We start from the raw sequence: 24,531 nt of genomic DNA, 5'->3' as shown, positions 1-24,531 counted from the left end.
CGCAGGCGCCGTTGGCGTGCGATCGCGATGAGTTGGGCAGCGGCGGAGAACAGCCGCAGCCTGCCCACGGCAGCAGCGACCGGCAAGTCAGGGTCCGTGGCTTCCGGGTCGAGACAGCGCTCCCGGGCTGTTGGTTCCAGGACCGGCCTTCGGAGACGGGTCGTGGTCTCGGACATACACGGTGACTCGCGCCCCGTTGACATGGGTTGTTCCGTACTCGCGGAAGTGGCGCCGCAGGGTCCTTGTCTTCGCTTCCTCCTGCGGGTTGGTCGGCGGGTGCGCACCCGCCGGGTCGCGGACCGCGACGATCCGGTCGAATACCAGCATGCGTGCCGCTATGTCCTGGGCGGGAAGCTCGACACCCGCAAGTGTGTCAGACGAAACGGGATCCTGCGCCAGGGCCAGATCTGTCAGGAAACGGGCGTCCTCGGGGTTGGCCGCGGTCCAGGCCCGGCACCGGCCGGAGAGATAGAGCAGCCCGTCGCCGGGACGGCCTTCCTTGCGTATGGCGACGCCGATGGCGGTGACGTCATTGCTCCGGCTCTGGGGCGTCCTCAGCGCCAGGCTCGGCGGGACGAGCGCGGCCAGTACGGCAACCGCCGCGAAACACGCGTAGCGGGAAGACCGCTGCCGCCGGTGGAAGTAGTCCATCCAGGCCCCCAGCAGCAAGGCGATTCCGATATTGCTGTAGAGCACATACCGGTCGACGAAAAGGGGCTTGACCAGTGAGGTGGTCAGCAGCAGAAGACCCGGAAGCACAAGAATCGGCACGGCCAGCGCGGAGAGCCGCACGGGTCCCTTCCCCCTCAGGGGCGCTCGGGCACACACCACGCCCACGACCGCCACAACCAGGAAATAACGAAGCCGCACCGGTCCGCTGATCCAGGACACCTGCTCCGACTGCCCCGCACTGCGGATCGCCAGCGGCAACAGCCCGGCCACAACGGCCGCGGCAGCCACACTCCACGCCCTCAGCACCGGTCGTGGAACACGGGAGACGGCCAGTGTGACGCCGTGTGCGACCAGGGCGAGGACCGCGAACTCATGGAGCAGACAGGCCAGCAGCATGGTGGATCCATAGACCGCCCACCGCCACCGGGCACGATGCGGGACGCTGACCACGAGCGCATAGGTGGCCCAGGTGACCAGGGCACAGACCATGGCATACGAGCGGCCTTCCTGCGCGTACTTCTGCACCTGGGGAAGGAGCGGAAACAGCAGCCCGGCCAGCAGCCCGGCACGGGGTCCCGCCAGGCGTAGCCCCAGAAGCCCGACTCCGCTCGCCGCCACGGACATGGCCAGCACAGACGGCAGCCGCAAGGGCAGCAGCCCACCGCCGAAGAGACCGAAGATCTCATGCATCACGGCGTAGTAGAGGGCATGGACCAGATCGACATGCTGGGCGGTGCGCCATATCCGCGAAAGATCGCGGTGCGCGAGCTGATAGGTGACGGACTCGTCCCCCCACATAGTGTTCTTCCTGCGGATACCCCACAGCCCCAGAGCGATGGTCAGCAGCAAGGGCGCGATGACGACAACGGCTTTGGCCGGCCTCGGCGATTGTCGACGGGCGGGCACGGGAGGGGAAACCGTCCTGGCCGCGGCGGGGGCACGTTCATCAAGGGACATCGGCGGCAGGGCCTTTCAGCAGTGGCGAAGAAACGCCGCCAGCGTGCCCGGACCTCGTTGACCGGAGGCTGACCCAACCTGACCGGCCGATCAGGAAGGCGGGCCGGCGCTGTGCGAGGCTGCACCACATGCGCATCCTGGTGATCGAAGACGAGGTGGACCTTGCCCGCACCCTGCACACCGGTCTGACCGCCGAGGGCTACAGCGTCGACCTCGCCCATGACGGCCGACAGGGACTGTGGATGGCCCGGACCGGCGAATATGCCCTCGTCGTACTGGACTTGATGCTGCCCGGACTCAACGGCTACAAGGTCTGCGCCCAACTGCGCCGGGAGGGCAACGCGACCCCCATCCTGGTACTCACCGCCAAGGACGGGGACTGGGATCAGGCAGAGGCCCTGGACACGGGGGCCGATGACTACCTGGCCAAACCCTTCTCCTACATGGTGCTCGTCGCACGGCTGCGGGCCCTGGTCAGACGAGCCGCCACGGTCGCCCAGCCCGTTCTTGCCGTGGGCGACCTCTCGTTGGATGTCGCCGGCCGGGTCTGCCGCCGGGCCGGGACCCGGGTGGAACTCACACCCCGGGAGTTCGCAGTGCTGGAGCTGCTGGCCCGTCGGGCGGGCCAGGCGGTCTCCAAAGCGGATCTGCTCTATCACGCGTGGCCCGACGAAGCCGAGGATCCCAACCTGGTGGAGGCGCGCGTCAGCGCCCTCCGCAAGAAGGTGGACGCCGCGTTCCACCGGAAGTCCCTGCAGACCGTACGGGGTACCGGCTACCGGCTGGTGGACGACCGTGAACGCGGCTGAGCCGCGACGCCGCTGGTGGCCGCGTTCGGTACGAGCCCGCGCGGCCCTGGCCGCCGCCTCGGCCGCCGCCGTCATCCTGGTCGGTATCGGCTGGTGGGTACACCGCGACGTCTACGGCGAGGGCACGCGGATCGCCGAAGAACAAGCCCAGGAACAGCTCTGGGCTCTCGTCGATCAGCTGAACCAGGGTGTGGTTCCCGTTCGCAGAAACGCCGTGCCGTACGAGGTCGTCGCGAGCGGCCGACGCTCCGCTGTCGCCTACGGCGGAGGCATGGACGACTTCGATCCCGGCACCCGCCATGTGCTGCCCGCCCCATCGGAGGCCTGGCCCGGGCTCTTGACGATCCGTCCCATCCGCATACCGGTGCGCCGCGACGACAACGCCAGGGACAGATTCGATATGGCCGGCAGGACCTACATGGTCATGTCCGCCGATATCAGCGCCGAGGAACTGAGCAGTGACAAAGTCGCCGCTCTGGGCGTCGCCGCCGAAGCCAAGCTGCGGGTCTATGTGGTGGTGCTCCCGCACACAGCCGAGGCAGTCACCAAGACCACCGACCGCCTGCTGCTGCGGGCCGGGCTCGTCAGCCTCGTACTGATCGCCGCCGTCGCCTACTTCGCCGTCCGGAGAGCGCTGCGGCCGGTCGAAGCCATCCGCGTCCTCACCGCCTCGGTCACCGCGAGCGACCCCCGCGAACGCGTCACCGTCCCCGCCACGGGACACGAGATCACCGCCCTGGCCACCACCATCAACACCACCCTCCAACGCCTCGACAACGCCGCCGCCCAGCAACGCCGCTTCGTCGCCGACGCCGCCCACGAACTGCGCAGCCCCCTCACCACACTGCTGGCCAGCCTGGAAGTCGCGCTCGCCTACCCCGAACGCACCGACTGGCCCGCCGCGGCGACCACCGCCGCACGACAGACCCGCCGCCTCCAGGCCCTCGCCGAAGACCTGCTGCTCCTCGCCCGCCTCGACACCCGCACCCCCTCAGCCGGCCCCGAAACCGTCGACCTGACAGCCCTCGCCTCTCGCCTGACCGAGCAATACCCCCTCAACGAACGACCGTTGACCCTCACCTGCGACAGCACCGCCCCCGCACACGCACACGGAAACCCCGACGAATACGAACGGCTGCTGCGCAATCTCATCGACAACGCCGCCCGCCACGCCGCACACCGCATCCAGATCACCATCCGAAACCAGGACGCCTGGGTCGTCCTCACGGTGCACGACGACGGACCGGGTGTGCCCACCGAGGACGCCGAGCGCATCTTCGAGCGCTTCGTCCGACTCGACGACGCCCGTTCCCGCGACCACGGCGGCACCGGCCTGGGCCTCGCCATCGCCCGCGACCTGGCCCACCGCCACCGAGGCACCCTCATCCTCACCCCCCGGACCCTCGGCGCATGCTTCCAGTTACGCCTTCCCCAAGCCCCCACCCCGGCCGAGAAATAGCGCGCTTCACGTGGTCCGGCTGGTGACGACGACGGCGCAGCGTGCTCCGTTGGGAAGGAGGTCACTGACCTGCCGGGCATCGGCCGCGTTGTCCAGGACGATCAGCGTCTGTCGCCGGGCCGGCAGGGTGCGGTAGAGATGGATGCGGCCGGTCATTTCGGGGGGTCCCTCCCGGTCCAGCAGCCGACATGCCGTGCTCAACTCGTTCTGCCGACCCACGAACAAGGCCTGGTCCGCCGGGAGCAGGCACGGCACGAGCTGCCGGCCGGTCCCGCCGCCCTCATCCTCGTCACCGCCGTCGGCGGCGAGGCCCGGCAGCGCCTGGGACGACCAGGGCACGTCCTCCGCTCGTGCGGAGCTCTCCCGCTGGGCCGGCGCCACATGCACCTCGACCCATTCCTTCACCGTCGCCGGGTCACCGCCGCACGCCCGGACCAGTGCCGCCACCACGTCCCGTCTCGGTAGCGACCCCCGGCTGAGCGTGCTCGCCAGGGTGCTCACCGGCAAGTGGTCGCCGACCTTTCGAGCCTTGCGTTCCAACGCCCGGCAAGAGAGACCGGATCGGTGCTTCGCGGTACGCAGCAGGGCGACGCACTCGGCGGCAGCGTGCCGCGACTCCTCGTGGGCGCCGGGCGTGGGCGGACCGGTCAGGTATGGAGGGAGCGGAGGAACCGCTCGATGAGGCGTTGGCTCTCCTGGGCGGGATCGCCCGACCAGCGCAGTACACCGTCGTTCGCCTTGAGCAGCAGCATGATGTCGTTCGCGTCGACGTCCTGGCGGAGGTCGCCGGCGGTCTTCGCCGCGTCGAGCAGTTGGTGCAGTGCTTTTCCGGCCTCGGCGCGGGAGTGGCTGACCGGGCTGTCCGGCGGGAACTCGTACAGGAACACCGCGGTGAACGCCCGGTCCTCCAACTGGAGGTGGGCGAGGTGGTTGATGTGGTCGACCAGGCCCTGCCAGGGGTCGGGGTGGTTCAGCGCGGTGTGTACTGAGTCCTCACATCCGGTGAGCCGGTCGGTGAAGACGTAGGCCAGGAGGTCCTCGCGGGTCGGGAAGCGCCGGTAGAGCGTGGCGGTGCCCACGCCTGCGCGCTTCGCGATCTCCTTCATCGGTGTGTCGGCTCCGAGTTCGCGGAAGGCGGCGCGGGCGGCGCCGGCGATGCGGTCTCGGTTGCGTTCCGCGTCGGAGCGCAGGGTTCGTCGCGTTTCGTCCTGATCGGTCATGCCGCCATCTCGAAGTGAAAGTGGGCGGGGGTGCCCACTTGCGTGTTACGGTCTCTAAGTGGGCACCCTAGTCCACTTCCGCTGTCGGCGCCTGTCTGGGCATCGTGGCGGGCGTTCCCGCATGGATGAATGGCTGAGAGGAAGACCGACATGCGTGCGTTGACCACGACGAAGGACGGCTCGGTGGAGTTCACGCAGGTGCCGGAGCCCGACCGCACGGGCAGTGAGCTCCTGGTGCGGGTCTCGGCATCGACCGCCAGCCGGGGTGACCTGCACTCGATCCGGTTCTCCCCGCCCGGTCGCATCGTCGGGCTGGACGTCGTCGGTGTCGTCGTCGAGGAGGCGGCCGACGGCTCCGGGCCGGCAGCGGGCACACGGGTGATGGGCTACACCTCCACGCGTGGGGGAGGCTGGGCCGAACGCGCCGCGCTCGACAGCTCCCTGGTCGTGCCGATCCCCGACACCCTCTCGGACGAGGCGGCGGCCGCACTGCCCAACAGCGGACTCGCCGCGCTCGCAGGCCTGGAAGCGGGAGGCTTTCTGCTCGGGTCCCGGGTACTGGTCACCGGCGCGACGGGCGGTGTCGGCCGGCTCGCGGTACAACTGGCCCACTTGGCGGGCGCCCACGTCACCGGACTGATCGGCTCGCCCGGGAGGCGTAAGCAGCTGCGGGCCTTCGACTGGCTGACCACCGTGACCACCGACGAGACCAGTGGGCCGTTCGACCTGATCGTGGATCTGGTGGGCGGCGAGGTCCTCAGCCGGGCGATGGCGCTGGTGGCCGAGAACGGGGTCGTGGCGTCGCTGGCGCAGACCGTCCCGGAAACCGCGAGCGTGCCCTTCTTCTGGTTCGCGATGCACCGCGGAGCGAGGCTCGTGAGCGTCAACAACACCGACGGACAGCGCGAAGCAGGCCGCGGCGTGCGGAGGCTGGAGTTGCTGGCGCGTCTTGCCGAGTCGGGACGCCTTGATCCCCAGGTCACCGGTGCGGCCTCCTGGGAGGAGACCCCCCATCTGCTGGCAGCCCTGAGCCGTCGTGAGCTGGATGGTCGGATGGTCGTGCGCGTCCCGTAGCCGAGCGTTTCTTCCCTGCCCCGGCGCCACGCACGTCGCCCCGCCCGTCGCAGCACCGGGCGGCACAGCACTTCCGGACCGCATGATGCTGCCCCGCGGCCGTACCTCCACCGATGCCGAGAGCGACGCCGTGCGGGACTCGCCATCCGGCGGGCAGCTCCGGGCGATGAACGTCCGCACCGCCGTCGGAACCCCTCGCACGGGCATGCCCCACTCGCCGAGCCGAGCCGAGCCGAGCCGAGCCGAGCCGTGCCGTGCCGCACGCACGCACGCAAGCAAGCCGACGCACTGATGCTCGCCCCTGCGGCCGACCAGCGCGCTGACCGAATCCGCGCCGTCGAACTGCTTCACACCCCGACCCCGCTGCACGTGGCCTGATCCTGGACGGCCGCCGCAGCGGCCCTCTTGAGCGCCAGGTCGGCCCGGCGCTGCCGAAACCCGAGAACCGAGGAACACGCCCATGCCCACCAGTACCGCTCACTCCATGTATGCCGTCCGCCAGACCGGCTACGGCGGTCCCGAAGTCCTCCAGGTCGCCAGGGCCGAGCGCCCCGTACCCGGTCCCGGTGAAGTGCTGGTCCGCGTCCGTGCGGCCGGCGTCAACCCCGCCGACTGGAAGATCCGCGCCGGGCTCGCCAACCACCGGTTCCTCCAACCGCCGTTCACGCCCGGCATGGACCTCGCCGGCGAGGTGGAGGCGATGGGCGGTGAAGTAACCGGCTTCGACCCGGGCGACAGGGTGTACGGCATGGTCTACCCGCCAGGTGGTGCGCAGGCGCAGTACACCCTCGCGCGGGCCGACATGCTGGCCCACGTTCCATCCGGGGCGGACCTGGTCCAGGCAGGAGGACTGGCCACGGCAGGACTGACGGCCTGGCAGGCCCTGGCGAAGGCTCAGGTCTCCCCTGGGCAGCGGGTGCTGATCCACGCGGCAGCCGGTGGCGTCGGGCATTTCGCGGTGCAGATCGCCAAGGCGCACGGAGCACATGTGATCGGCACCGCACGCTTGGAGAAGCACGCCTTCCTGCGCCGGCTGGGCGCGGACGAAGTGATCGACTACACGTCGGAGGACTTCACCAGGGTGATCCGGGACGGCGTCGATGTGGTCCTGGACCCGCTGGGCGACGACTACGGCCATCGCTCGCTGACGCTCTTGCCTCCCGGCGGCGTTTGCGTGGACGTGCGTCAGCCCAATCCGGGCCGTCCGGAAGTACGCGCGAAGGCTCAGGAACGGGGCATCCGGTTCACCGACGTCACCGTCGCTCCGAACGCGAAAGACCTGGCGGACCTCATCGCCCTCGCCTCCCGCGGACAATTGCGGGTCGCCGTCCAGCAGACCCTTCCGCTCTCAGAGGTCGCCAAGGCGCACGAACTCAGCGAGACCGGCCATGTGAAGGGGAAGATCGTGCTGATCCCCTGACCGAGTTCTGACGCACCCGAGGCCACCGAGGTCCCCTCACGGCTGAGATGACCAGGCCTCACCCTCGCCAGAAGGGCCGCCGCGGCATTCGGTCGACGCCACAGAACGGGAAACGGTCTGATCGACGTCGACCGGTGGCCACCGGCAGGAACTCGGTCAGGGCCGTCTGCCTGGTCCAGCGCCGCCGGTCCAGCGATGTGGTGTGAGGTCACTCATGCCGGCTTCACCGCTCCGGCTGTGCGGGCGGACAGCTTCGTCTCGAACCTTTCGAGGCTGATCACCGCGCGCTGATGGGTGCCCCGGCACACGACGGCCGCTTCGTCGCGGGCCGTGACCTCGAAGGTCAGGATCCGTCCTTCCACCTTGATCAGCTCGACATCGATGATCAGGTTCTGGCCGGGCGGAGTGGGAGCCTCGTGGCTGAGGTCGACATGTACACCGAGGGTGCGTTCCCCCTCGTCGAGGTGCCCGTCCAGGGCCTGCATGCAGGCCCACTCGACCAGTCCGACGAGGTAGCCCGTGGCCAGGACCTCGGGCATCTGCGTGAAGTGCGGTGCTTCGGGGAGCAGGTGCGGCACCGTGCGGTCGAGAGGGACCTCGTACTGCGTTCTCGCGGTCAGGTTCGGCTGGAGACTCGCCTGCATCTCAGTCCTCCGGGTCCTCGGGGTCGTTCTTCCGCGTACTGGTGTCAGGTGCGCAAGCTTCGCTGCCGCGCGGCGTGCGGGCGGCGGCTATGAGCCGGGCCGCGGCTGATCCGGCGCGGCGCATGGCGGTGCGGTCACCGCTGTGGACCACGCGTGCGTTCGCGCCGTCGATCAGCAGCAGCAGGTCCGATCCCAGTTCCTCGGGGTCGGCCAGGCCGGCATCGGCCGCCAGTCCGGCCAGGGTGGTGCGCAGCGAGGTCTTGTAGGCCAGGATCACCGCTCGCGCGGGATGGTCGGCGTCGGGGAGTTCCACTGCGGCGTTGGTGAACGGGCAGCCCCGGAACCCGGGCTTGGCATGTCCCAGGGCAAGCCAGTCGAAGACTGCCAGCAGCTTCTCCTCCGGCCCTGACGACAGCCCGTCCAGGAACTCGCTCAGGGCCCGCTGTCTGGTCCACCGCCGGCGGTCCAGCACCGCGGCGATCAGTCCGTCCTTGGAACCGAACTGGGCGTACAGCGTCGGCTTGGACACACCCGACCGCGCCACCACCGCATCGACTCCCACCGCCCCGATGCCCTGGGCGTAGAACAGCTCGGAAGCCGCCGCGAGCAGCTTCTCACCAGCATCGGTCTTCATCTCCACGCGACTATACTGACAGATCAGTAAAGTTCTGTCCCACGGTGCGCGTGAAACATGTGATGCATGGGCGGATCAGCACTGGCGTCCCGCCTCACCGAAGCGGCGAGCGGCCCGTCAGGTGGCAGGCCGCCCGAGGCCGGCGATGAGGGCGCGGACGGCGAGGTCCCAGCGTCGGTCGATGGAGGTCTCGGTGGAGCCCAGTCGCCGTGCGGCCTCGGCCAGCGCCAGGCCCTGGGTCAAGGCGACGACGGCGTGGGCGATGTCGATGGGGTCGCCGCGGAGCCGGCCGGCGTCGACACAGCCTCCGACGTGGTCGACGACGATCCTGCGGACGGCGGCGCCCGCCTCCTGTTCCGCTTCGGTGGGGTCGAAGTCGCTGAACGGGCGGGAGAACATCACCTGGGCCAGCACCGGGTTCTCGCGCATGAAGGCGCGATAGGCGGCGACCAGGCCGATCAGGTCCTCGAGCGGGTCGCCGGTGTCGGCGGGGGTTTCCAGGTAGCGGCGCAGCAGTCGGAATCCCTCGAAGAACACGGCCCTGACCAGGCCGCTCTTGTCGCCGAAGAGTTCGTAGACGGCCGGGGTCGAGGTGCCCGCCGTGCGGGCGATGTTGCGGGCGGTGAAGGTGGCGACCCCGTCGCGGACCAGTAGCTCGAGGGCGGCCGTCAGCACGTGGTCGCGGAGTTCTGCGGTGCGCTGTTTGGGTCTGGGCATGGTGCCGATCGTATCGTGACAACGTTTCGGGACGCTGTTACGGTACGGCGGACGAAGGAGGAAAGATGGACTTCACCCTGACCGACACGCAGCACGCACTACTGACCCAGACCCAGAAGACGGCCGAGACCTGGGCCGATCGCGCCCTGGAGATACGCCGACACACCCTGGAGCACGGACAGCACCACCCCGGCTTCTGGAAGGACTACTGCGCCGCCGGGACGATGGGCTTCCTCGTTCCCCGGGAACATGGAGGCACCGGCCAGGGACTGCTGGCCGCAGCACTGTCCCTCGAGGCGTTCGCAGCCCGCGGACTGATGCTCATCCTGCCCGTGCTCACCAACGCCACAGCGCGGCTCATCACGGTCGCAGGGACTGAGGAACTGCGCGCCCGCCACCTGCCCGCGATCGCCGACGGCTCGCTGGTCATCGGGATGGGCTTCACCGAAGCCGAGGCCGGGCACAACTTCGCCCGGATGAGCACCCACGCCCACCGCGACGGCGACCACCTGCTCGTCGACGGAGAGAAGGCCTACATCTCCGGCGCCGACATCGCCGACCGCCTCCTGCTCGTCGCGCGGTCGCTCTCCAAAGAGCAGCGCAGGGAACGCGGCCTTCCCCGGCTGGCCGGATTCACGGCCATGCTCGTCGATCCCCGCGCCGAGGGCGTGACCCTGACCGAGCAGCGGCTCGGCGAGCGGGAGGGGCTGCGGCAGTGGAAGATCACTTTCAACGACGTCCGCGTTCCCGCCGCCGACATCATCGGCGCCGAGCACGAGGCCATCATCCACCTCTTCGACGCGCTCAACATCGAGCGCGTCCTGTTCACCGCGATCTCCCTGGGCGGTGCTGCCCATCTGCTCGACCGCGCCATCGGCTACGCGAAGAGCCGCAACATCTTCGGCGACCAGCCCATCGGCGCCTACCAGGCCATCGCCCATCCGCTCGCCCGCACCCACACCGAGTTGGAGAGCGCCCGCCTCCTCACCTACAAGGCCGCCGCCCTCTTCGACCAGGGATCCGACACCGTCACCGTGGGCACAGCCGCCAACATGGCGAAACTCCTGGCCGCCGACGTCGCCTACCAGGCCGCCGACCAGACACTCCAGACCTTCGGCGCAGCCGGATGGGACGAGAACCAGGGTCTGGTCGACCACTACCTGGACACCCGGATGTTCCGCTCCACCCCCGTCTCCCAGGAACTCGCCCTCAACTTCATCGCCGAGACCGCCCTCGGCCTGCCCCGATCCCGCTGAAGGTGATCGCCCCGGCGAGGCAGGACTGTACGTGAGCTCGTGCCCGCCCGGCTGGCCGCTGGTCGTCGGTGGCGGCGGAGTGTGCTGCCTGTTCGACACCGGCGACGGCAGCCCCGGGCAAGTGTGCTGGCTCGACGGTGAGACGACCCAGGAGATGATCTCCGGTCCCCGCTTGGCCGACGGCCGTGTGCCACCAACCCTCGGCCTGAACCACGCATCACGCAGCAGCGTCGCAGGTGTCGCGGGCTCGGGCGCGTACCGCCGCGACCGTGGAGGAAGAGGTGAAGGCGGTGGCGACTTGCAGCAGCCACGCGGCCTCGGCGGCGATCGTGCCCGCTATCTGCTGAGGTGCGGGCCCGGGAGGGTGAGGGCCGACTTGACGGTGTCCGGCTCGTTTGCCTTCCAGTGCCGCAGCGATCGTGGCGGCTTCCAGGACCGCGCGGCGGTCCGCGGAGCGGTCCGCGGCCTCGGCGGCCCAGGCGGGAACGTCGGTAGGGACGTAAGGGCGCAGGGCGAGGTGGCCGTCGCGAATCTCGATGACGCGGCGGTAGAGGGCGAACTCGGCCCTCCACGGGGCCGGGCGGCGGGTGGCGGTGGATGCGTCCAAGGCGATCTGCGGGAGTTCGGTGCGCAGAGCCGACCACAAGGGTTCCAGGGCCCGGTGGGCGCGGTAGGCGAACAGCCAGCGGCCGGGCGCGCCGAGCGGGCCCTCGGAGAAAGGCGCCCACCAGGTGGCGGTGGCCCCGCCGGTGGCGAGGACGGCGGTGACGGCGCCGAGCGCGCTGCACACCGCATCCTCGCTGGGCGCCTGCAGCCCGTGAGCCAGGTTGGTGGGGATGTACGTCAGCACCCACAGCGTCCACACCGTGCCCACCAGCCCGGCGAGCATCATCAGTCGCAGGCCGGTACGCAGTGGACCTGCTGCCAACTGACGTGACTGGCGGGAGAGTTCGCGGACCAGGACGAGCAGGCACCAGGATCCGTAGGTGGCGAAGAGCACGTTGTACGACGCGAGGATCCACCGCTGGCCCACCGGGGCGGCGGCCGGCCCGCTCTCGGCCCGCGCGCCCGCGGCGAGCAGGGCCACGGCCCCGATCACCAGTACCGCGGCGGCCAGCAGGATCTGCCGCTGTACCGAACGCCGAGCGGGGCGGGAAGGCTTGAGCGAGAGTGCCACGAAGAGGAGCATGGCCTGCGCGCAGGTCTTCAGTTCGTGGGTGACCAGGACCACCACGGCATCCAGCGGCCGCAGCGAGTGCAGGGCGGACACCATCACTGGCGCTCTGAACAGCATCGCCGTTCCCATGCACCCGGCAAAGCCGGCGATGTACCGCTGTGCGGGGTCGGCCCCCCGCCGGATGGTGATCGCACGGTGGACCGCGAAGGCGACGAAGACGCCGGCGGCGAGCAGAGTGCCGAGGTCAGCCATTCGCGCGGCCCCTGTCGCGGGCGGACTCGCGTCCCCGGGGCTGTCCGAACAGTGTGCGCAGCTGCGACCGCTCCGGAACGGCCGGGCCGGTCCGGGCGAGTTGCGCCACGCGGGTCAGGATGAGCGAGGCGACCAGTTCGGCCTCCTGCTCCTGCGGCTCGGTGTACACACTCCGGCTGAGGACTCGTCGGACCAGCGCCGGGGGCAGGTCGGGCAGCAGAACGTGAGCGGTGGCGGGCGGGGCGGACGCCCTCTCGTAGTGGCCGCAGATGACGTGGGCGGCCTCGTGTAACAGGATGTGCTGCTGGTGCAGTGGTGTGGTGTCGTGGGCGTAGACGATGTAGTCGGCACGGTCGGTGGTGACCAGCACCCCGCACGGGACGTCGAACTGGGAGGGGACAGCGACCAGTTCGATCGGGCGGCCACGGGTACGCGCGAGAGCACGGATGAAATCGTGGACGTCGAACGGGTCGGGCAGGACGAGCTGGTCGACGATCCGCTGACATTGTCGCCACTGCCGCCACTGCCGCCTTCGCCGGTCAGTACGCACAAGCCGTCCTCTCACCGCCACCAGGACCCGCGGACTTTGCCGAGCACGAGCGAGAGGATCGGTTACGGCCCTCCGCTCCCTGCTTCGCTCTCGCGGCGGGCGATGACGTCGATCATGTCGCTGATGGTGCCGACACCTTCGGGCGAGAGGTTGACCGCGCGCAGCGCCACGCTGCGGACCTCGGCGTCGCGCAGCGCACCGAGCAGCTCCAGTTCCTTGGCGATGACGGCGCCCTGTTCGTCGTCGAAGAAGTACACGACCGGGACATCGAAAAACTGTGCCAGAGCTTCCAAGTGACGTTTGGTGGGGTTGCCCCGGCGCCCCGTACGCAACTGCCACAGATACGTGGCGGAGAAACTCTCCCCTGTCGCCTCGCGGCAGGCACGGGCAACCTCTTCGTGGCTGTACTGCTCACGGTCTGGTCGGCGGACGACCCGGAACAGTGCGTCGATGCGGTCCGCCAGTGTCGACTCCAACGGCGTCGACACGGAGTCAGTTTCGCCCGTCACGTGCCCTCCGTCCCCGCAACCCCGACCAGTTGGGCGGTAACCACCTCCGTTCATCCTAGCTGCTGATCCCGTCCGGCGAAGGCCGAACGGGAGCGGACGAGGCGCGCTCCGAGTGCGGAGGTCACCGCACGGGACCTGGCGGGAACTGCCTGTTCTCACCTGTCCAGTTCATCTGGTATATGTCATGCGGCTTCAGTCATTCATCTCAGCTTATGGCGGGATCAGAAGGGTGAACCGGATATGGCCGAACCACCGTGCACCGGCTTACGGTTCTCCGTCCTGGGCCCACTGTCTGCGGAAGGGCCGGGCGCAGCCGACCGGAGGGTCCTCCCGCTCGGGCCGCTCAAGCAGCGGTTGCTCCTGGCGATGCTGCTGTGCCGTCCCTGCGCTCCTGTTTCGCCAGACCTGTTGACGGAAACGCTGTGGGACGGCGAACCGCCGCGAACGGCACGCAAGAACATCCAGGTGTACGTCTCGGCGCTGCGCAAGCTGCTGGACTCGGCCGGTGCCGGTGACCGGCTCGTCCACCAGGCGGGGGGCTATCTGCTGCGCGTCGGCCGCGAGGAGCTGGACACCCTGCGCTTCCAGCACCTGGTCCGCGCTGCCCGGGAGGCGTCGTCCCAGGGCGCTTTCGCCCCGGCATCCGGGATGCTGAGAGAGGCACTCGGCCTCTGGCGCGGGCCGGCGCTCCAGGAACTGCGGTTCTCTCCCACGCTGCGGTACGAAGCGGAGCGCCTGGACAGCCGATACCTCCAGGCGTACGAGGACTGGGCCGAGGCCGAACTGCGGCTGGGCAACCACCACGAGGTGGCGGAGACCATCGGCGAACTCGTCGAGAAGTACCCTGAACGGGAGCGGCTCAGGGCCGCGCAGATGAACGCGCTGTTCAACCAGGGCCGGCAGACCGAGGCACTGGCTTCCTACGCGGGGCTGCGCCAACTGCTCGCCGCCGAGTACGGACTGCCGCCGAGCCCGGCGCTCGAAGCGCTCTACTGGTCGATGCTCTCTGGCGGCCGGGACGAAGCGGGCGGCTTGTTCGCCCAGACCGGTGCAGGTGACACACGCGGTTCGGGCCGACGGCTGGGCACCCTGCTTCCACCGGATCTGCCGGACTTCACCGGGCGCCGGGAGCAACTGCGCGCCCTGCTCGCTCTCCTGGCACATGGCGACGGCGGCCGGCGGCTGACCGTGCTGGCCGGGCCGGTCGGGACCGGCAAGACCGCGCTGGCAGTCCACGCCGCGCACCGGCTCGCCGGGGAGTTTCCCGACGGCAGGGTGCTGATACGCATGCGGGACGCAGCCGGCCGGGCGCGGACGGCCGCTTCGGTGTTGGCCGAACTCGCCGACCTCACCGGATTCGCCGGGATCACCGGGGCGCTTGGGCCGTCGACTCCGCGGGCCGCGAGCAGACCGGAGCCGGAACGGACCGCGGCCGCCTGGCGTGCCTGGCTCTCGCCGCGGAAGGTCCTGCTCCTACTGGACGGTTGCGCGGACGAGGCGGCCGTACGGCCGCTCGTCCCGGACACCGGAGCCAGTGCCGTGCTGGTCACCGCCAGGACTCCGCTGGCCGGCCTGACGTCGGCCCATCGGCTGGAGATGACACCGTTCGATGCCGCCGAGAGCCTGGAACTGCTCGGCAGGCTCATCGGCCCCGACCGACTGAGCACCAGCCGAGCGGCGGCGCAGCGCATCGTCGCCGCCACCGGGATGTTGCCGTTGGCGGTTCGCGTGTGCGGTCTGAAGCTCGCCGTGCGGCGGTATCTTCCGCTGGACGAGTACGCGAAACGCCTGGCCGACGACCGGATGGTGCTCGACGAACTCGTAGCCGGAGACATGGACGTACGGCCGCGGCTGGCGAGCGGCTGGCGGGACCTGTCCGGGGCGGACCGATCCGCGTTGGCGCGGCTGGCAGCCCTCCCGGAGGGGCCCTTCACGCTGGGGCAGGCGGCCGCGATCCTCGGCTGCGGGCAGCTCGACGCATGCCGCAGGCTGGAGTCCTTGATGGACTCGGGAGCGATCCTCGCCCCGGACAGCGAGGTCACCTCGCACGCCGCGCTGTACGAACTGCCGCGGCTCGTCCGCGCCTTCGCCCGCGAGCAGGCCGTCTCGCACCTGCCCCCCGCCAGCCGGGCTTTGGCTTGAGAATCACCTTCCGCAACCGGCTATGACCTGGTGATTTACCGTATCCCAACCGCTTCGATCCGAGTCTCCAACCACCCCCGCCGACACTGCGAGGGAGGCCGAGCCCACGGAGGGGGAGGGTGAGCGCGCCGGGCGCACGCAGGTTCGTGTGAGCGGAGCTCGTGGAGGAGCACCAGGAGCGAGAGGAGACAGCCATGCGGTGTGCCCCCTGCGACGGCACGCTGCCGCGGAACGCACGCTTCTGCCCGTTCTGCGGTGTGCCTGTCGGTCTCGCCGTCACGGCGGCTCCCGTCGAGGAACGCAAGGTCGTGACCGTTGTCTTCTGCGACCTCGTCGGTTCGACCGCGCTGTCGGGTGTACTGGATCCGGAGGCCCTCCGGACCGTGATCCTGCGGTACTTCGACCTCATGCGGGCGCGGCTGGAGGAATGCGGCGGCACAGTCGAGAAGTTCATCGGGGACGCCGTCATGGCCGTCTTCGGGGTGCCGGTGACGCATGAGGACGACGCCCGCCGGGCGCTGGCCGCGGCGCTCGCCATGCTCGACGCTGTACGGGAACTCAACGAGAGCGAACTCCACCCCACCTTCGGTATCCGGCTCGGCGTGCGGATCGGCATCAACACCGGGCCTGCCGTGACCAGTACCGACGTATCAACCCGCCAGGCCCTGATCTCCGGCGAGACGGTCAACATCGCCGCCCGACTGGAACAGCATGCCGCCGAGGGCGAGGTGCTGATCGGCCCCGAGACCCGGAAGGCGGCCGGTCCCGCCGCCCGTACCGAGCACGTCGGCTCGCTCCGGCTCAAGGGGAAGACCGCACCGGTGACCGCATTCCGGCTGCTCGGCATCACCGAGGACGACCCGGGGGTCTCGCGCCGCTTCGATCTGCCGTTCGTCGGCCGTACCCGGGAACTGGCCGCACTCCAGGGGGCGTTGAGGGACGTGGTGCACGGGCGTGGCACCCCGAACGTCCTCATCCTCTACGGCGAGGCGGGGATAGGGAAAACCCGGCTCGTCCACGAATGGCGCAAGACCTTGAGCACGGACTGCGCGCAGGGCTCGGGCCGCTGTCGCCCCTACGGCGAGTACGGAAGCCTGACGCCGCTGGCGGATGCGTTGCGGCAACTGTTGCGGCAGTTCCCGGACGGGCACGCACGGGCCGGGCAGGCGCTTGCCGTACTGGCGGGCGGTCTGCTGGAGGACGGCACACCGAACCCCTCGGTGGACGACACGTGCGCCGCGGTCGGGGAGTTACTGGCCTCGCTCGCGCGCAGCCGGCCGATCGTGCTGGTGGTGGACGACTGCCAGTGGGCCGGCGACCTCCTGCTCGGCATACTCGGCACGCTCGCCGAGGAACTGGCCTCGTTCGCCGTGCTGTTCGTCTGTGTGGCCCGCCCGGACGTCTTTGACCGCAGCCCCGGCTGGGGGCCCGCACGACTCAGAGCGCGGTTGCTGGCGGTGCTCGGGCTGACCCCGCCCGAGGCCGGCGCCGTGGCCGACGCTCTCGTGGAGATCGGCGGGCAACTGGGCGGCGGGTTGGCGGCCGAGCGTGCCGGGTCCAGGTCCGGGACCGCCGTACCCGCACACGTGCTGGAGGCGGCCGGCGGCAACCCATTCCACCTGGAGCATCTGCTCGCGGCTTTGGCGGAGTACGGACCCGGGTACCGGGCGGACGGTGCGAGCGACCTGCCCACGACCCTCCAGGCACTGATCGGTGCACGGATCGGCGCGCTGGGCCGGGCCGAGCGTGCCACTCTCGATCTGGCCGCGGTGGTGGGGCGGGAGTTCACCGTTGACGACGTGCTCGCACTCGCGGAGCGCGACCGCGAGAACGCGCCCGGGGGCGCCCTGCACGGCAGCGCGGCAAGCGGTGGCTCCGGTATGTCGCCCGCCCGAACACAGGTCCGCACCGCCCTCGCTCGACTCCGCCGGCACCGGCTCGTCGGCGGGGCGGACGGGGCCGGCCGTGAGGCGCCCGCCTTTCGGTTCAGCAGCGGTCTCATTCACGAGGTCACGTACAAGTCCATGGCCAAACGCGCTCGAGCCGAACGCCACGAGCACGTCGCCTCCCTGCTCGCCGAGCGATTGCCGGACACGGCCGTACGGGGCGAGGGCCGGACGGCGGAAGCAAGCGCGGCGGTGGCCCGTCACCTGGAGAGCGCCTACCGGTACCGCACCGAGCTGGGCATCGCGGACAGCCGTACCGACGAACTGCGGCGCGCCGCCGCCTGCCGTCTGGCCGAAAGCGGCGCCAAGGCACTCGCCCGCTCCGACCTCGCCTGGGGCGGCAGCTTGCTCCTCCGCGCCCTCGACCTCGTCCACGAGGGCGAATTCGAGTGGATCACCGCCGCCCGCAGACTCGCCGAAGTCCGCCTGGCCACCGGGCACACCGACGAGGGGCGCTCCCTGCTCCAGGCCGTCCTCACGTCAGCAGCCGGCATCGACCGTCCGGCGGAAACCGACAGCGGTACGGGAGCGGAGACCAGTGAGTCGGCAGGGGTGGGTGGCGGCGGAGAGACAGCCGTGGTCCCCCCGGCCTCCGCAGGCGGCACCGCCGCGGAGGTCGCCGAGCGGACCATGGCCGTGTCCGAGCCGGCCCGTGACGGACTCGGCCGGACCAGGGCCCGCATCCGGATGGCGCAGGAGCGGCAGCCACAGGGCAGGCACGCAGAGGCCGGCGCCCTGCTGACTCGCGGGCTCGCGCACGCACAGCGCTCGGGCGCCGAGCCGGAACGGTCCCTGGCGCTGGGCGCTGTCGGGGTCTCCCTGTGGCATAGACCCGCGCCGGTGCCCGAAGCCGCGTCTCGCGTCCGCAGTCTGCTCGCCCAGCACGGAGAACGGCGGCTGGCTGTCCGGCTGACGGTCAACTGCCCGCCGGCCGTGCTGCTGGCACTCCAAGAGCGGTGGGAGGACGTGTACGCCTGCATGGCGCAGGCACGACGGCTCGCCGACGGTGTCAGGTACGCCGAGCGCGCGGCTGTGCTGTCCCTGTTCAACGCTGTGGGGGAGACCCTCGCGGGCAACGAAGTGTGGGACGAGGCCGCCGCAGGCCACGCTTTCAAGGCGGACGGCGTGCTCGACGCGGTGGCGCGCGAGTCCGCACGGCTGCTGGTGGACCCCGGCGGGATCGACGAGGCCGTCGAGCACCTGGCCGCGACCGCCGGGCTCTACGGCCTGATGGCCCGGATCGCCGCGGCACAGGGGCGGCCCATGGAGGCCTCCACCCTCTCGGAACGCGCCGTACACACCGCTGCCGGCACGGACTCTCCCCTTATCAGGGCGGTCACATGGCTCGACCGGGCCGATGTCCTGTGGCGGGCGGGCCGCCTGGCGGAGGCCTGTGCGGCGGAACTCCAGGCGAAGGTCGCTCCCGTCCCTGGCCGCGGCCGGCCGGACCCAGGCTCCCGGTCCGGTCCGAACCCGCTCCTCCACCGGACTCCGAAAGGCCGCTGAATGGATACCGCGAAGACCGCAGCGCGCAGCCCCGGGCTGGTGTGGAGCCTGCGTGGCAGGCGGCCGCAGGACATCGGGGTCACCGCTGACGGGGAGCGCCCCGGGCACGCGTGGGATTGGAGGGACGCGAGGGGGGAGGGCGTGCGTGTGTGCGTCGTGGATTCCGGGGTGGAGGGGGGCCATCCGCTGATCGGCCGGGTCGATGGCGCCTGGGCCGTGACGAAGGGCGAGCACGGGATCAGGGTGCTGGAGACCGAGGCCACGGACAGCTGCGGACACGGCACGGCCTGCGCGGGGATCATCCGCAGAACCGCGCCGGAATGCGAGCTCTACAGCGTGCAGGTGCTGGGCAGGACATTCGGGGGAACGGGAGATGTACTGCTCGCGGGCCTGCGCTGGGCGATCCGCGAGGGATTCGACGTGATCAACCTGAGCCTGTCCACGACCCGGGTGCGGTTCGTCGAGGAACTGCGGTCGCTCGCCGACGAGGCGTACTTCCGCGGGACCGTGATCGTCGCCTCCGCCCACAACACCCCGGTGGAGAGCTTCCCGTGGCGATTCGCGTCCGTGATCTCGGTGGGCAGCCACGCGGAGGACGAACCCGAACTGCATCTCTACAACCCCCAGCCTCCGGTGGAGTTCTTCGCTCCTGGCCAGAACGTCCAGGTCGCGTGGCTCGACGGAAAGACGATTCGTACGACGGGGAACAGCTACGCCACGCCGTACATCAGCGGACTGTGCGCCCGCATCCTGTCCAGACATCGCAGGCTGACGAGCTTTCAGCTCAAAACCGCGCTCTACCTTTCCGCGGCCAACGTACACATCGGCATGAGGGGGGCTCCGTGAACGACAACAGCGCCGAAAGCAACGCCGAGACCGATCCGCTCTCCCAGGAGCTCCTGCGGTCCGTGGTCGACGTGGCGCGCGCCATCTTCGGTGCGGCCGCCAGCTCGGTGTTCCTGCTGGACGAGGCGCGGCACGAACTGGTCTTCCAGGCGGTCTCCGGCCAGGGCGAAAACGTCCTGGTGGGTCGGCGCCTGCCTGCGAGAAGCGGTATCGCCGGCTGGGTGGCCATGTCGGGCGAACCCGTGATCGTGGACGACCTGTCGTCCAGCGCCGACTTCGACCGGGACTTCGCCGAGTCCACGCAGTACGTCCCCCATGCCCTGATGGCCGCTCCGCTGATCCACGGCGACCGCGTCCTCGGCGTCCTGGAGGTCCTCGACCCCGCCCCGCAGTGCCGGTCCAGCCTCGACGAACTGGATCTGCTGGCGCTGTTCGCCCGGCAGGCGGCCGTCGCACTCAGGGTGGTGGCCGACCGCCGGAGACAGGCGGACGGCCCGGCCCTCGACAGCGAGGACCGGACTGCGGCGCTCCGCATGGCCGAGGAACTCCGTCGTCTGCTGGAGTCGTCAGCCTGACGGGGGCCCGACGCTTTTCTCGACCGCAGACGAATTACCTGGCCGCGAAAGGTGAAAAGGTGCTCGGCTGCATATTTTCGCGAAAATTCATCGGACCCTTGAGTTCCACTTCGAGGCGCCGCCAAATGAGACAAGAATTAAGAGCTCCACGTATGGACGAATCGTGTTGACCGCTGTTTACATTTGTACGTGCCGCCCTGAATCACCGCAGGGAGCACTGTCCCAGAAAGCGAACCCATCAACGTCTGAGTAAGGGGTTGACCGTGTCCGATGAGATCAAGAAGGTCGTCCGCGACTCGCTGAACGCCGGCTTGCGGGAACTCGACTCGCAGGAGACCGAGTCGGCAGAAGTCGAGGCGCATGGCATCAGGATCGAGGAGGCCACTGAGCCCAGTGCCTCGTGGCACATCAACATCGGCTGCACCGGCTGAGTCGCTGCGGTCAGTGATCGAGAACAAGGAGTGCGCCGTGGCTGCAGAGCCGGAGTCGTCCTCGGTCCGTTCGGTGCTCGTCGTGTCCGGTCGCTGATCGTCATGGAGATCTCCCGAGTGAATCAGGAGCCCGGCCGGGCGCGAGTCGACACCACCTGGCTGGGCCTCCTGGCTCCCGAGGACACGGTCGTGTGGCAGACTCCGTCCGGCCTCCGGGCGGGCCTGGAGGCCAAGCTCGCCCATGGCGGCGTCACCGAGGTGTTCACGGCTGCCAACCGGCTGTCGCTCGAGTTGTATCGCACCGGGCGGAGCTCGGCCGCCCGGGAACTGTGCCGGCTGCAGATCCGGTACGCCGTGCAGAACCGCGGGAACGGCGAGGACTCGGATCTCGCTCTCCTCGGCCTTCAGGCAGTGGTGAACATCATTCGTATCGACGGCTACGGGTCGGAGACCGGCCGCGCTCTGGAGGGGCTCCGCCGTCTGGAGGGACTCGCCGACGGAGGAGCATTCCATTTCCATGGTCTGGCGATTTCCTCGGACATCGCCGAAGGAGACGGGCCCCGGGCGGACCGGGTCCGTGCTTTCGCGCGGGGTAATCGTATCGTCGAAACCGCGAAGATTCTCTTCCGCCGGAACCGGATCGAAGCGGCGGTGTCGGAATGCCGTCAATTGTGTGAAAAGTGGCCGACAGTCGCCTCCATAGGCCCCTTCCATGCTCACGAAATACTGAGTATCCAAGGGCAACCCTGGCCTGGAACGGAAAGCGTGGCCGGGACCGCGCCGACGCTGTCGGCGATCGACCGACTGCATCGCCTGGCACATCCAGCGCTTTTCGGCACGATCGACCGGTCGAGGGCTGAGGCGATGGAATTGTACCGGGAGCGTGAGCGCACCGGATTCTCCGACGATGCCGCACACGGGCGTTTCATGGCCGTACTCGGCAGCGTCCTTCATCAGTACGGCGAGCCGGCGGCGGGGAACGCTTGCTTCGCGGACGCCTGCCGCCTGGCCGCCCCGGCCGGTCCGCGGCTGGTGAACCGTATCGCCCGGCAATGGACGGTGCATGCCGGCAACAGTCCCTCTGTGCCTGTCCAACGAGCGAACCCGGAGCTCGGACCAGGCGACCTGAACTCGTTGCAGCAGTTGGCGGCCGAGCGCCTCGGCCGTACCGCGGCAGTCATTCGAACCCGGTGATGTGGCAGCAGCCGAGAAGGGGCATAGCGTGACCGCAAGCGAGAACAGCACATCCATCGCGCCGTCGAAGGAATCACTCGGAAAGCTCCGTACGGTGGATCCGCTGGTCATCGAGGCCCTCGACGGGAAATTCGTCATATCCAGCCCCAGAAACCGCCTCAGGCTCAGAGTGAGAGCGGACGTCGTCGGCCTACTCCTCGGAGCTCGTGACGGCCTCGACGGCAACTGGCCGGACGGCACGCCCGAGGCCGCGGTCCAGCGCCTGGCGGATTTCGGCTTCCTGGTGCAGGACAACCAGGAGCCCCCGGCCCCCTGGGCCGACTGGGGCACGACGGCATGGAGCTTCCACAACCGGATCAGGGACACCAACTTCCTCGACGGTTCCGACGAAGCCGCTCAGCGGTATGTGGAGAAGCTGTCCGCCCGGCCCCGGCCGTCGAGTGTCCGTCGACCGCCGTCCGAGCGGATCCTGCTGCTGCCGAGGATCAGAGTGCGGTGCGAGGCCCCGTACCTGGACGTGCTGGAGTCGCGGCGGACCCACCGCCATTTCGAGGACACCCCGCTGGACCTCGACCGGTTCTCCGACATGCTGCACTACTCCTTCGCGCCGCTGCGCTTCGCGGACGCGGGGCCCTTGGGGACGCTTCAGCTGCGGGCCGCGGCTTCGGGAGGCGCTCGCCATGAGTGCGAAGCCTTTGTCTTCGTCTTCAATGTGAGAGGAGTCGAACCGGCCCTGTACCTGTACGACGGTATCCGCCATGGGCTCGTGCCGGTGGACGGAAACGCGGGCCGGGAGCAGGCGGAGCACCTGACGCATCGTCAAGGATTTTTTACGTCCTGCTCGTTCGGCGTGTTCACCGCCGCGGTCGCCGAGCGCATGTCGTGGAAGTATCCCGATCCTCGGGCCTACAAGATCTTGCTGCACAACGTGGGACACGTGGCACAGGTCTTCTCGATGACGGCGAGCGCGCTGGGCCTGGGCGCCACCCTCACCGGCGCCATCCGGGACAGCGAGGCGGACTCCCTTCTACAGCTCGACGAGCCGCGTGAGTTCACCACATTCGCCATGGCCTGCGGAATCCCCAGCCCGGGCCCCGACGGTCTGCCGCAGTCCATCAAGACACCGAGCACCCCGCCGGAGGCCTACTGATGGCACCTGAGCGCGCTTCCGCCCCGGCAGGCCAGGGTGCCGACGCCGGTCCCCGGGGCGCCTCAGGGCTATGTGCCAACCGGAACTGGCAGAAACTGTGGCTCGGGCAGACCGTTTCCCAGGTCGGTGACTACGTATTCGATGTCACCGTTCTTCTGTGGGTGGGCACCGTACTGGCCAAGGGCCGGCCGTGGGCGCCGGCGGCTGTCAGCGGCGTCATGCTCGCGGCTGCCGTACCCACCGTCCTGGTGGGCCCGCTGGCCGGCGTGTTCGCCGACCGGTGGAACCGCAAGCGGACCATGATGAGCGCCGACCTGATCCGGGCCGGCGTCATCGGACTTCTGTTGCTCGTCCCGCTGTGCGCGTCGGCCATGCCACTGTGGGCACAACTCGCGGCGGTCTACACCGCGGTCGCGGGTACCTCCGTCGTCGCGCAGTTCTTCAACCCCTCCAGGTTCGCCACCATCGGCGCGGTCGTGGCGGAGGAGGACCGGGCCAGGGCATTCAGCCTGTCCTCAGCGTCCGCGAACACCGTCTCCGTGATCGGCCCCCCGCTGGCGGCTCCTCTGCTGTTCACGGTGGGCGAGCAATGGGCACTGCTCGTCAACGCGGTGTCCTTTCTGCTCTCCTACCTGTGCATCCGCTTCACCGACATCCCGGCGGCGACGGCGGACCACAACGGCCGGCGGGGCGACTTCAGGGCGGAGCTGGCGGAGGGCTGGAGCTTCATCCGCAGAAACAACGTGCTGGCCACCGTTGCCGTGACGGTCTTCCTGTACTTGTTCGGAGTCGGGGCGGTCAACGTGCTGGAGGTCTTCTTCGTCAGCGAGAACCTTCGAACGGATCCGAGCTGGCTCGGCACTCTCAACGGCGCCCTGGGCGCAGGCATGATCGTCGGTGCGCTGCTCATGGCACAGGCGGCCCGCAGACTCGGTGAGCGTCGGCTGTTCGGCTGGGGGATCCTCGCCACGGCGCTGCTGCTCTTCGTCTACGCCCGATCGACCTCCCTCCTCTTCAGCATCGGGGTCCTCGGTCTGGTCGGCATACCGCTGGGAATGGTCAACGCGGTGCTGGGCCCGATGCTCCTGAACGAGATTCCCAACCGGCTCCTGGGCCGGGTCAACTCAGCGCTCAACCCCCTGGTGTACGTGGCCTCCGTTTCGTCCATGTCACTGGCCGGAATCGTGGCCAGCGACCTCGGGCCGGACTTCGCCTGGTCGTTCGCGGGGCTGCACTTCCACCGTATCGACACCATCATGACGGTCTCCTCCTTCCTGATGGCGCTCGCCGGTGCGGTCGCCATCCTCAGGCTGCGCACCGGGCTCCGCGCTGCTCCCGGCTCCGAGGACCCCACGGCGGCCGGAGCCGGACCAGACGACGCCTGAGCCGCC

22 protein-coding genes are annotated in these 24,531 nt (G+C 69.6%); 13 read left to right on the top strand and 9 right to left on the bottom strand.

Translation table 11 applies throughout. The annotated features are described in order from the left end of the window. Positions 1 to 87 precede the first annotated feature (87 nt). Entirely contained in the window at positions 88 to 1,629 is a 1,542-nt protein-coding gene (locus ABZ915_RS28900; protein WP_361809280.1) for a glycosyltransferase family 39 protein, read from the bottom strand. A gap of 128 nt (positions 1,630 to 1,757) precedes the next feature. Here ABZ915_RS28900 and ABZ915_RS28895 point away from each other — a divergent pair, with 128 nt between their 5' ends. Together ABZ915_RS28895 and ABZ915_RS28890 are read left to right on the top strand one after the other, a co-directional pair. Further along, positions 1,758 to 2,438, top strand: coding sequence for a response regulator transcription factor (locus tag ABZ915_RS28895; protein ID WP_361809277.1), 681 nt, complete (start codon positions 1,758 to 1,760; stop codon positions 2,436 to 2,438). Continuing rightward, positions 2,425 to 3,897 (top strand): HAMP domain-containing sensor histidine kinase, encoded by a 1,473-nt coding sequence (locus ABZ915_RS28890; protein ID WP_361809274.1) that lies wholly within the window; start codon positions 2,425 to 2,427, stop codon positions 3,895 to 3,897. The genes ABZ915_RS28895 and ABZ915_RS28890 overlap by 14 nt, the downstream gene beginning before the upstream one ends. A 6-nt stretch (positions 3,898 to 3,903) precedes the next feature. Here the strand turns inward: ABZ915_RS28890 and ABZ915_RS28885 are convergent, their stop codons facing one another. Both ABZ915_RS28885 and ABZ915_RS28880 read right to left on the bottom strand, forming a co-directional pair. Beyond that, positions 3,904 to 4,398 (bottom strand): hypothetical protein, encoded by a 495-nt coding sequence (locus ABZ915_RS28885; protein WP_361809271.1) that lies wholly within the window; start codon positions 4,396 to 4,398, stop codon positions 3,904 to 3,906. A gap of 146 nt (positions 4,399 to 4,544) precedes the next feature. Beyond that, positions 4,545 to 5,117 carry a helix-turn-helix domain-containing protein gene (locus ABZ915_RS28880; protein ID WP_361809268.1) on the bottom strand — a complete coding sequence of 191 codons (573 nt, stop codon included), beginning with the start codon at positions 5,115 to 5,117 and terminating at the stop codon, positions 4,545 to 4,547. A gap of 150 nt (positions 5,118 to 5,267) precedes the next feature. Here ABZ915_RS28880 and ABZ915_RS28875 point away from each other — a divergent pair, with 150 nt between their 5' ends. Both ABZ915_RS28875 and ABZ915_RS28870 read left to right on the top strand, forming a co-directional pair. Then, positions 5,268 to 6,191, top strand: a complete 924-nt coding sequence (locus tag ABZ915_RS28875; RefSeq protein ID WP_361809265.1) for a zinc-binding dehydrogenase — start codon at positions 5,268 to 5,270, stop codon at positions 6,189 to 6,191. A gap of 460 nt (positions 6,192 to 6,651) precedes the next feature. Then, the gene (locus ABZ915_RS28870; RefSeq protein WP_361809262.1) at positions 6,652 to 7,611 is read left to right on the top strand and encodes an NADP-dependent oxidoreductase; all 960 of its coding nucleotides are present in this window, start codon (positions 6,652 to 6,654) and stop codon (positions 7,609 to 7,611) included. Between the two features lie 212 nt (positions 7,612 to 7,823). On the opposite strand, the gene ABZ915_RS28865 is transcribed toward ABZ915_RS28870, so the two are convergent. The 3 genes from ABZ915_RS28865 to ABZ915_RS28855 all read right to left on the bottom strand — a co-directional run bounded on the left by ABZ915_RS28865 (position 7,824) and on the right by ABZ915_RS28855 (position 9,606). Then, a complete protein-coding gene (locus ABZ915_RS28865; RefSeq protein ID WP_361809259.1) occupies positions 7,824 to 8,255 on the bottom strand; it encodes a thioesterase family protein in 432 nt (143 codons plus the stop codon). A 1-nt stretch (position 8,256) separates the two neighbouring features. Next, positions 8,257 to 8,889, bottom strand: a complete 633-nt coding sequence (locus ABZ915_RS28860) for a TetR/AcrR family transcriptional regulator (protein ID WP_361809256.1) — start codon at positions 8,887 to 8,889, stop codon at positions 8,257 to 8,259. A 117-nt stretch (positions 8,890 to 9,006) separates the two neighbouring features. After that, positions 9,007 to 9,606, bottom strand: a complete 600-nt coding sequence (locus tag ABZ915_RS28855) for a TetR/AcrR family transcriptional regulator (RefSeq protein WP_361809253.1) — start codon at positions 9,604 to 9,606, stop codon at positions 9,007 to 9,009. 65 nt (positions 9,607 to 9,671) lie between these two features. Here ABZ915_RS28855 and ABZ915_RS28850 point away from each other — a divergent pair, with 65 nt between their 5' ends. After that, on the top strand, positions 9,672 to 10,862 hold the full coding sequence (locus ABZ915_RS28850; RefSeq protein WP_361809250.1) for an acyl-CoA dehydrogenase family protein: 1,191 nt from the start codon (positions 9,672 to 9,674) through the stop codon (positions 10,860 to 10,862). A 217-nt stretch (positions 10,863 to 11,079) separates the two neighbouring features. Here ABZ915_RS28850 and ABZ915_RS28845 read toward each other — a convergent pair whose 3' ends face one another. The 3 genes from ABZ915_RS28845 to ABZ915_RS28835 all read right to left on the bottom strand — a co-directional run bounded on the left by ABZ915_RS28845 (position 11,080) and on the right by ABZ915_RS28835 (position 13,350). Next, on the bottom strand, positions 11,080 to 12,291 hold the full coding sequence (locus tag ABZ915_RS28845) for an MAB_1171c family putative transporter (RefSeq protein WP_361809247.1): 1,212 nt from the start codon (positions 12,289 to 12,291) through the stop codon (positions 11,080 to 11,082). Continuing rightward, positions 12,284 to 12,841: a ParH-like protein gene (locus tag ABZ915_RS28840; RefSeq protein WP_361809244.1), complete on the bottom strand. Its 558-nt coding sequence runs from the start codon at positions 12,839 to 12,841 to the stop codon at positions 12,284 to 12,286. The genes ABZ915_RS28845 and ABZ915_RS28840 overlap by 8 nt, the downstream gene beginning before the upstream one ends. A 62-nt stretch (positions 12,842 to 12,903) precedes the next feature. After that, positions 12,904 to 13,350, bottom strand: coding sequence for a helix-turn-helix domain-containing protein (locus tag ABZ915_RS28835; protein ID WP_361809241.1), 447 nt, complete (start codon positions 13,348 to 13,350; stop codon positions 12,904 to 12,906). Between the two features lie 240 nt (positions 13,351 to 13,590). Between ABZ915_RS28835 and ABZ915_RS28830 the strand changes: the two genes are divergently transcribed. From ABZ915_RS28830 to ABZ915_RS28795, 8 genes are all read left to right on the top strand, one after another. After that, positions 13,591 to 15,492 (top strand): BTAD domain-containing putative transcriptional regulator, encoded by a 1,902-nt coding sequence (locus ABZ915_RS28830; RefSeq protein ID WP_361809238.1) that lies wholly within the window; start codon positions 13,591 to 13,593, stop codon positions 15,490 to 15,492. Between the two features lie 194 nt (positions 15,493 to 15,686). Further along, entirely contained in the window at positions 15,687 to 18,944 is a 3,258-nt protein-coding gene (locus ABZ915_RS28825) for an adenylate/guanylate cyclase domain-containing protein (RefSeq protein ID WP_361809236.1), read from the top strand. Continuing rightward, complete coding sequence (locus ABZ915_RS28820) at positions 18,945 to 19,790, top strand: S8 family serine peptidase (protein WP_361809233.1); 846 nt, start codon at positions 18,945 to 18,947, stop codon at positions 19,788 to 19,790. Further along, the gene (locus ABZ915_RS28815) at positions 19,787 to 20,365 is read left to right on the top strand and encodes a GAF domain-containing protein (RefSeq protein ID WP_361809230.1); all 579 of its coding nucleotides are present in this window, start codon (positions 19,787 to 19,789) and stop codon (positions 20,363 to 20,365) included. Before ABZ915_RS28820 ends, ABZ915_RS28815 begins: the two co-directional genes overlap by 4 nt. 263 nt (positions 20,366 to 20,628) lie before the next feature. Next, positions 20,629 to 20,796: a hypothetical protein gene (locus tag ABZ915_RS28810; protein ID WP_361809227.1), complete on the top strand. Its 168-nt coding sequence runs from the start codon at positions 20,629 to 20,631 to the stop codon at positions 20,794 to 20,796. 102 nt (positions 20,797 to 20,898) lie between these two features. After that, positions 20,899 to 21,990, top strand: a complete 1,092-nt coding sequence (locus ABZ915_RS28805; protein WP_361809224.1) for a hypothetical protein — start codon at positions 20,899 to 20,901, stop codon at positions 21,988 to 21,990. Positions 21,991 to 22,018: 28 nt separating this feature from the next. After that, positions 22,019 to 23,140, top strand: a complete 1,122-nt coding sequence (locus ABZ915_RS28800; protein ID WP_361809221.1) for a SagB/ThcOx family dehydrogenase — start codon at positions 22,019 to 22,021, stop codon at positions 23,138 to 23,140. Beyond that, on the top strand, positions 23,140 to 24,525 hold the full coding sequence (locus ABZ915_RS28795) for an MFS transporter (protein WP_361809218.1): 1,386 nt from the start codon (positions 23,140 to 23,142) through the stop codon (positions 24,523 to 24,525). Before ABZ915_RS28800 ends, ABZ915_RS28795 begins: the two co-directional genes overlap by 1 nt. Positions 24,526 to 24,531: the final 6 nt, after the last annotated feature.

The sequence above is a fragment of the Streptomyces sp. NPDC046915 genome, assembly GCF_040644935.1.
In the GTDB taxonomy this organism is placed as follows: domain Bacteria; phylum Actinomycetota; class Actinomycetes; order Streptomycetales; family Streptomycetaceae; genus Streptomyces.
Note: the sequence above shows the minus strand (reverse complement) of the source record. Positions and strands in the feature narration are given on the sequence as shown.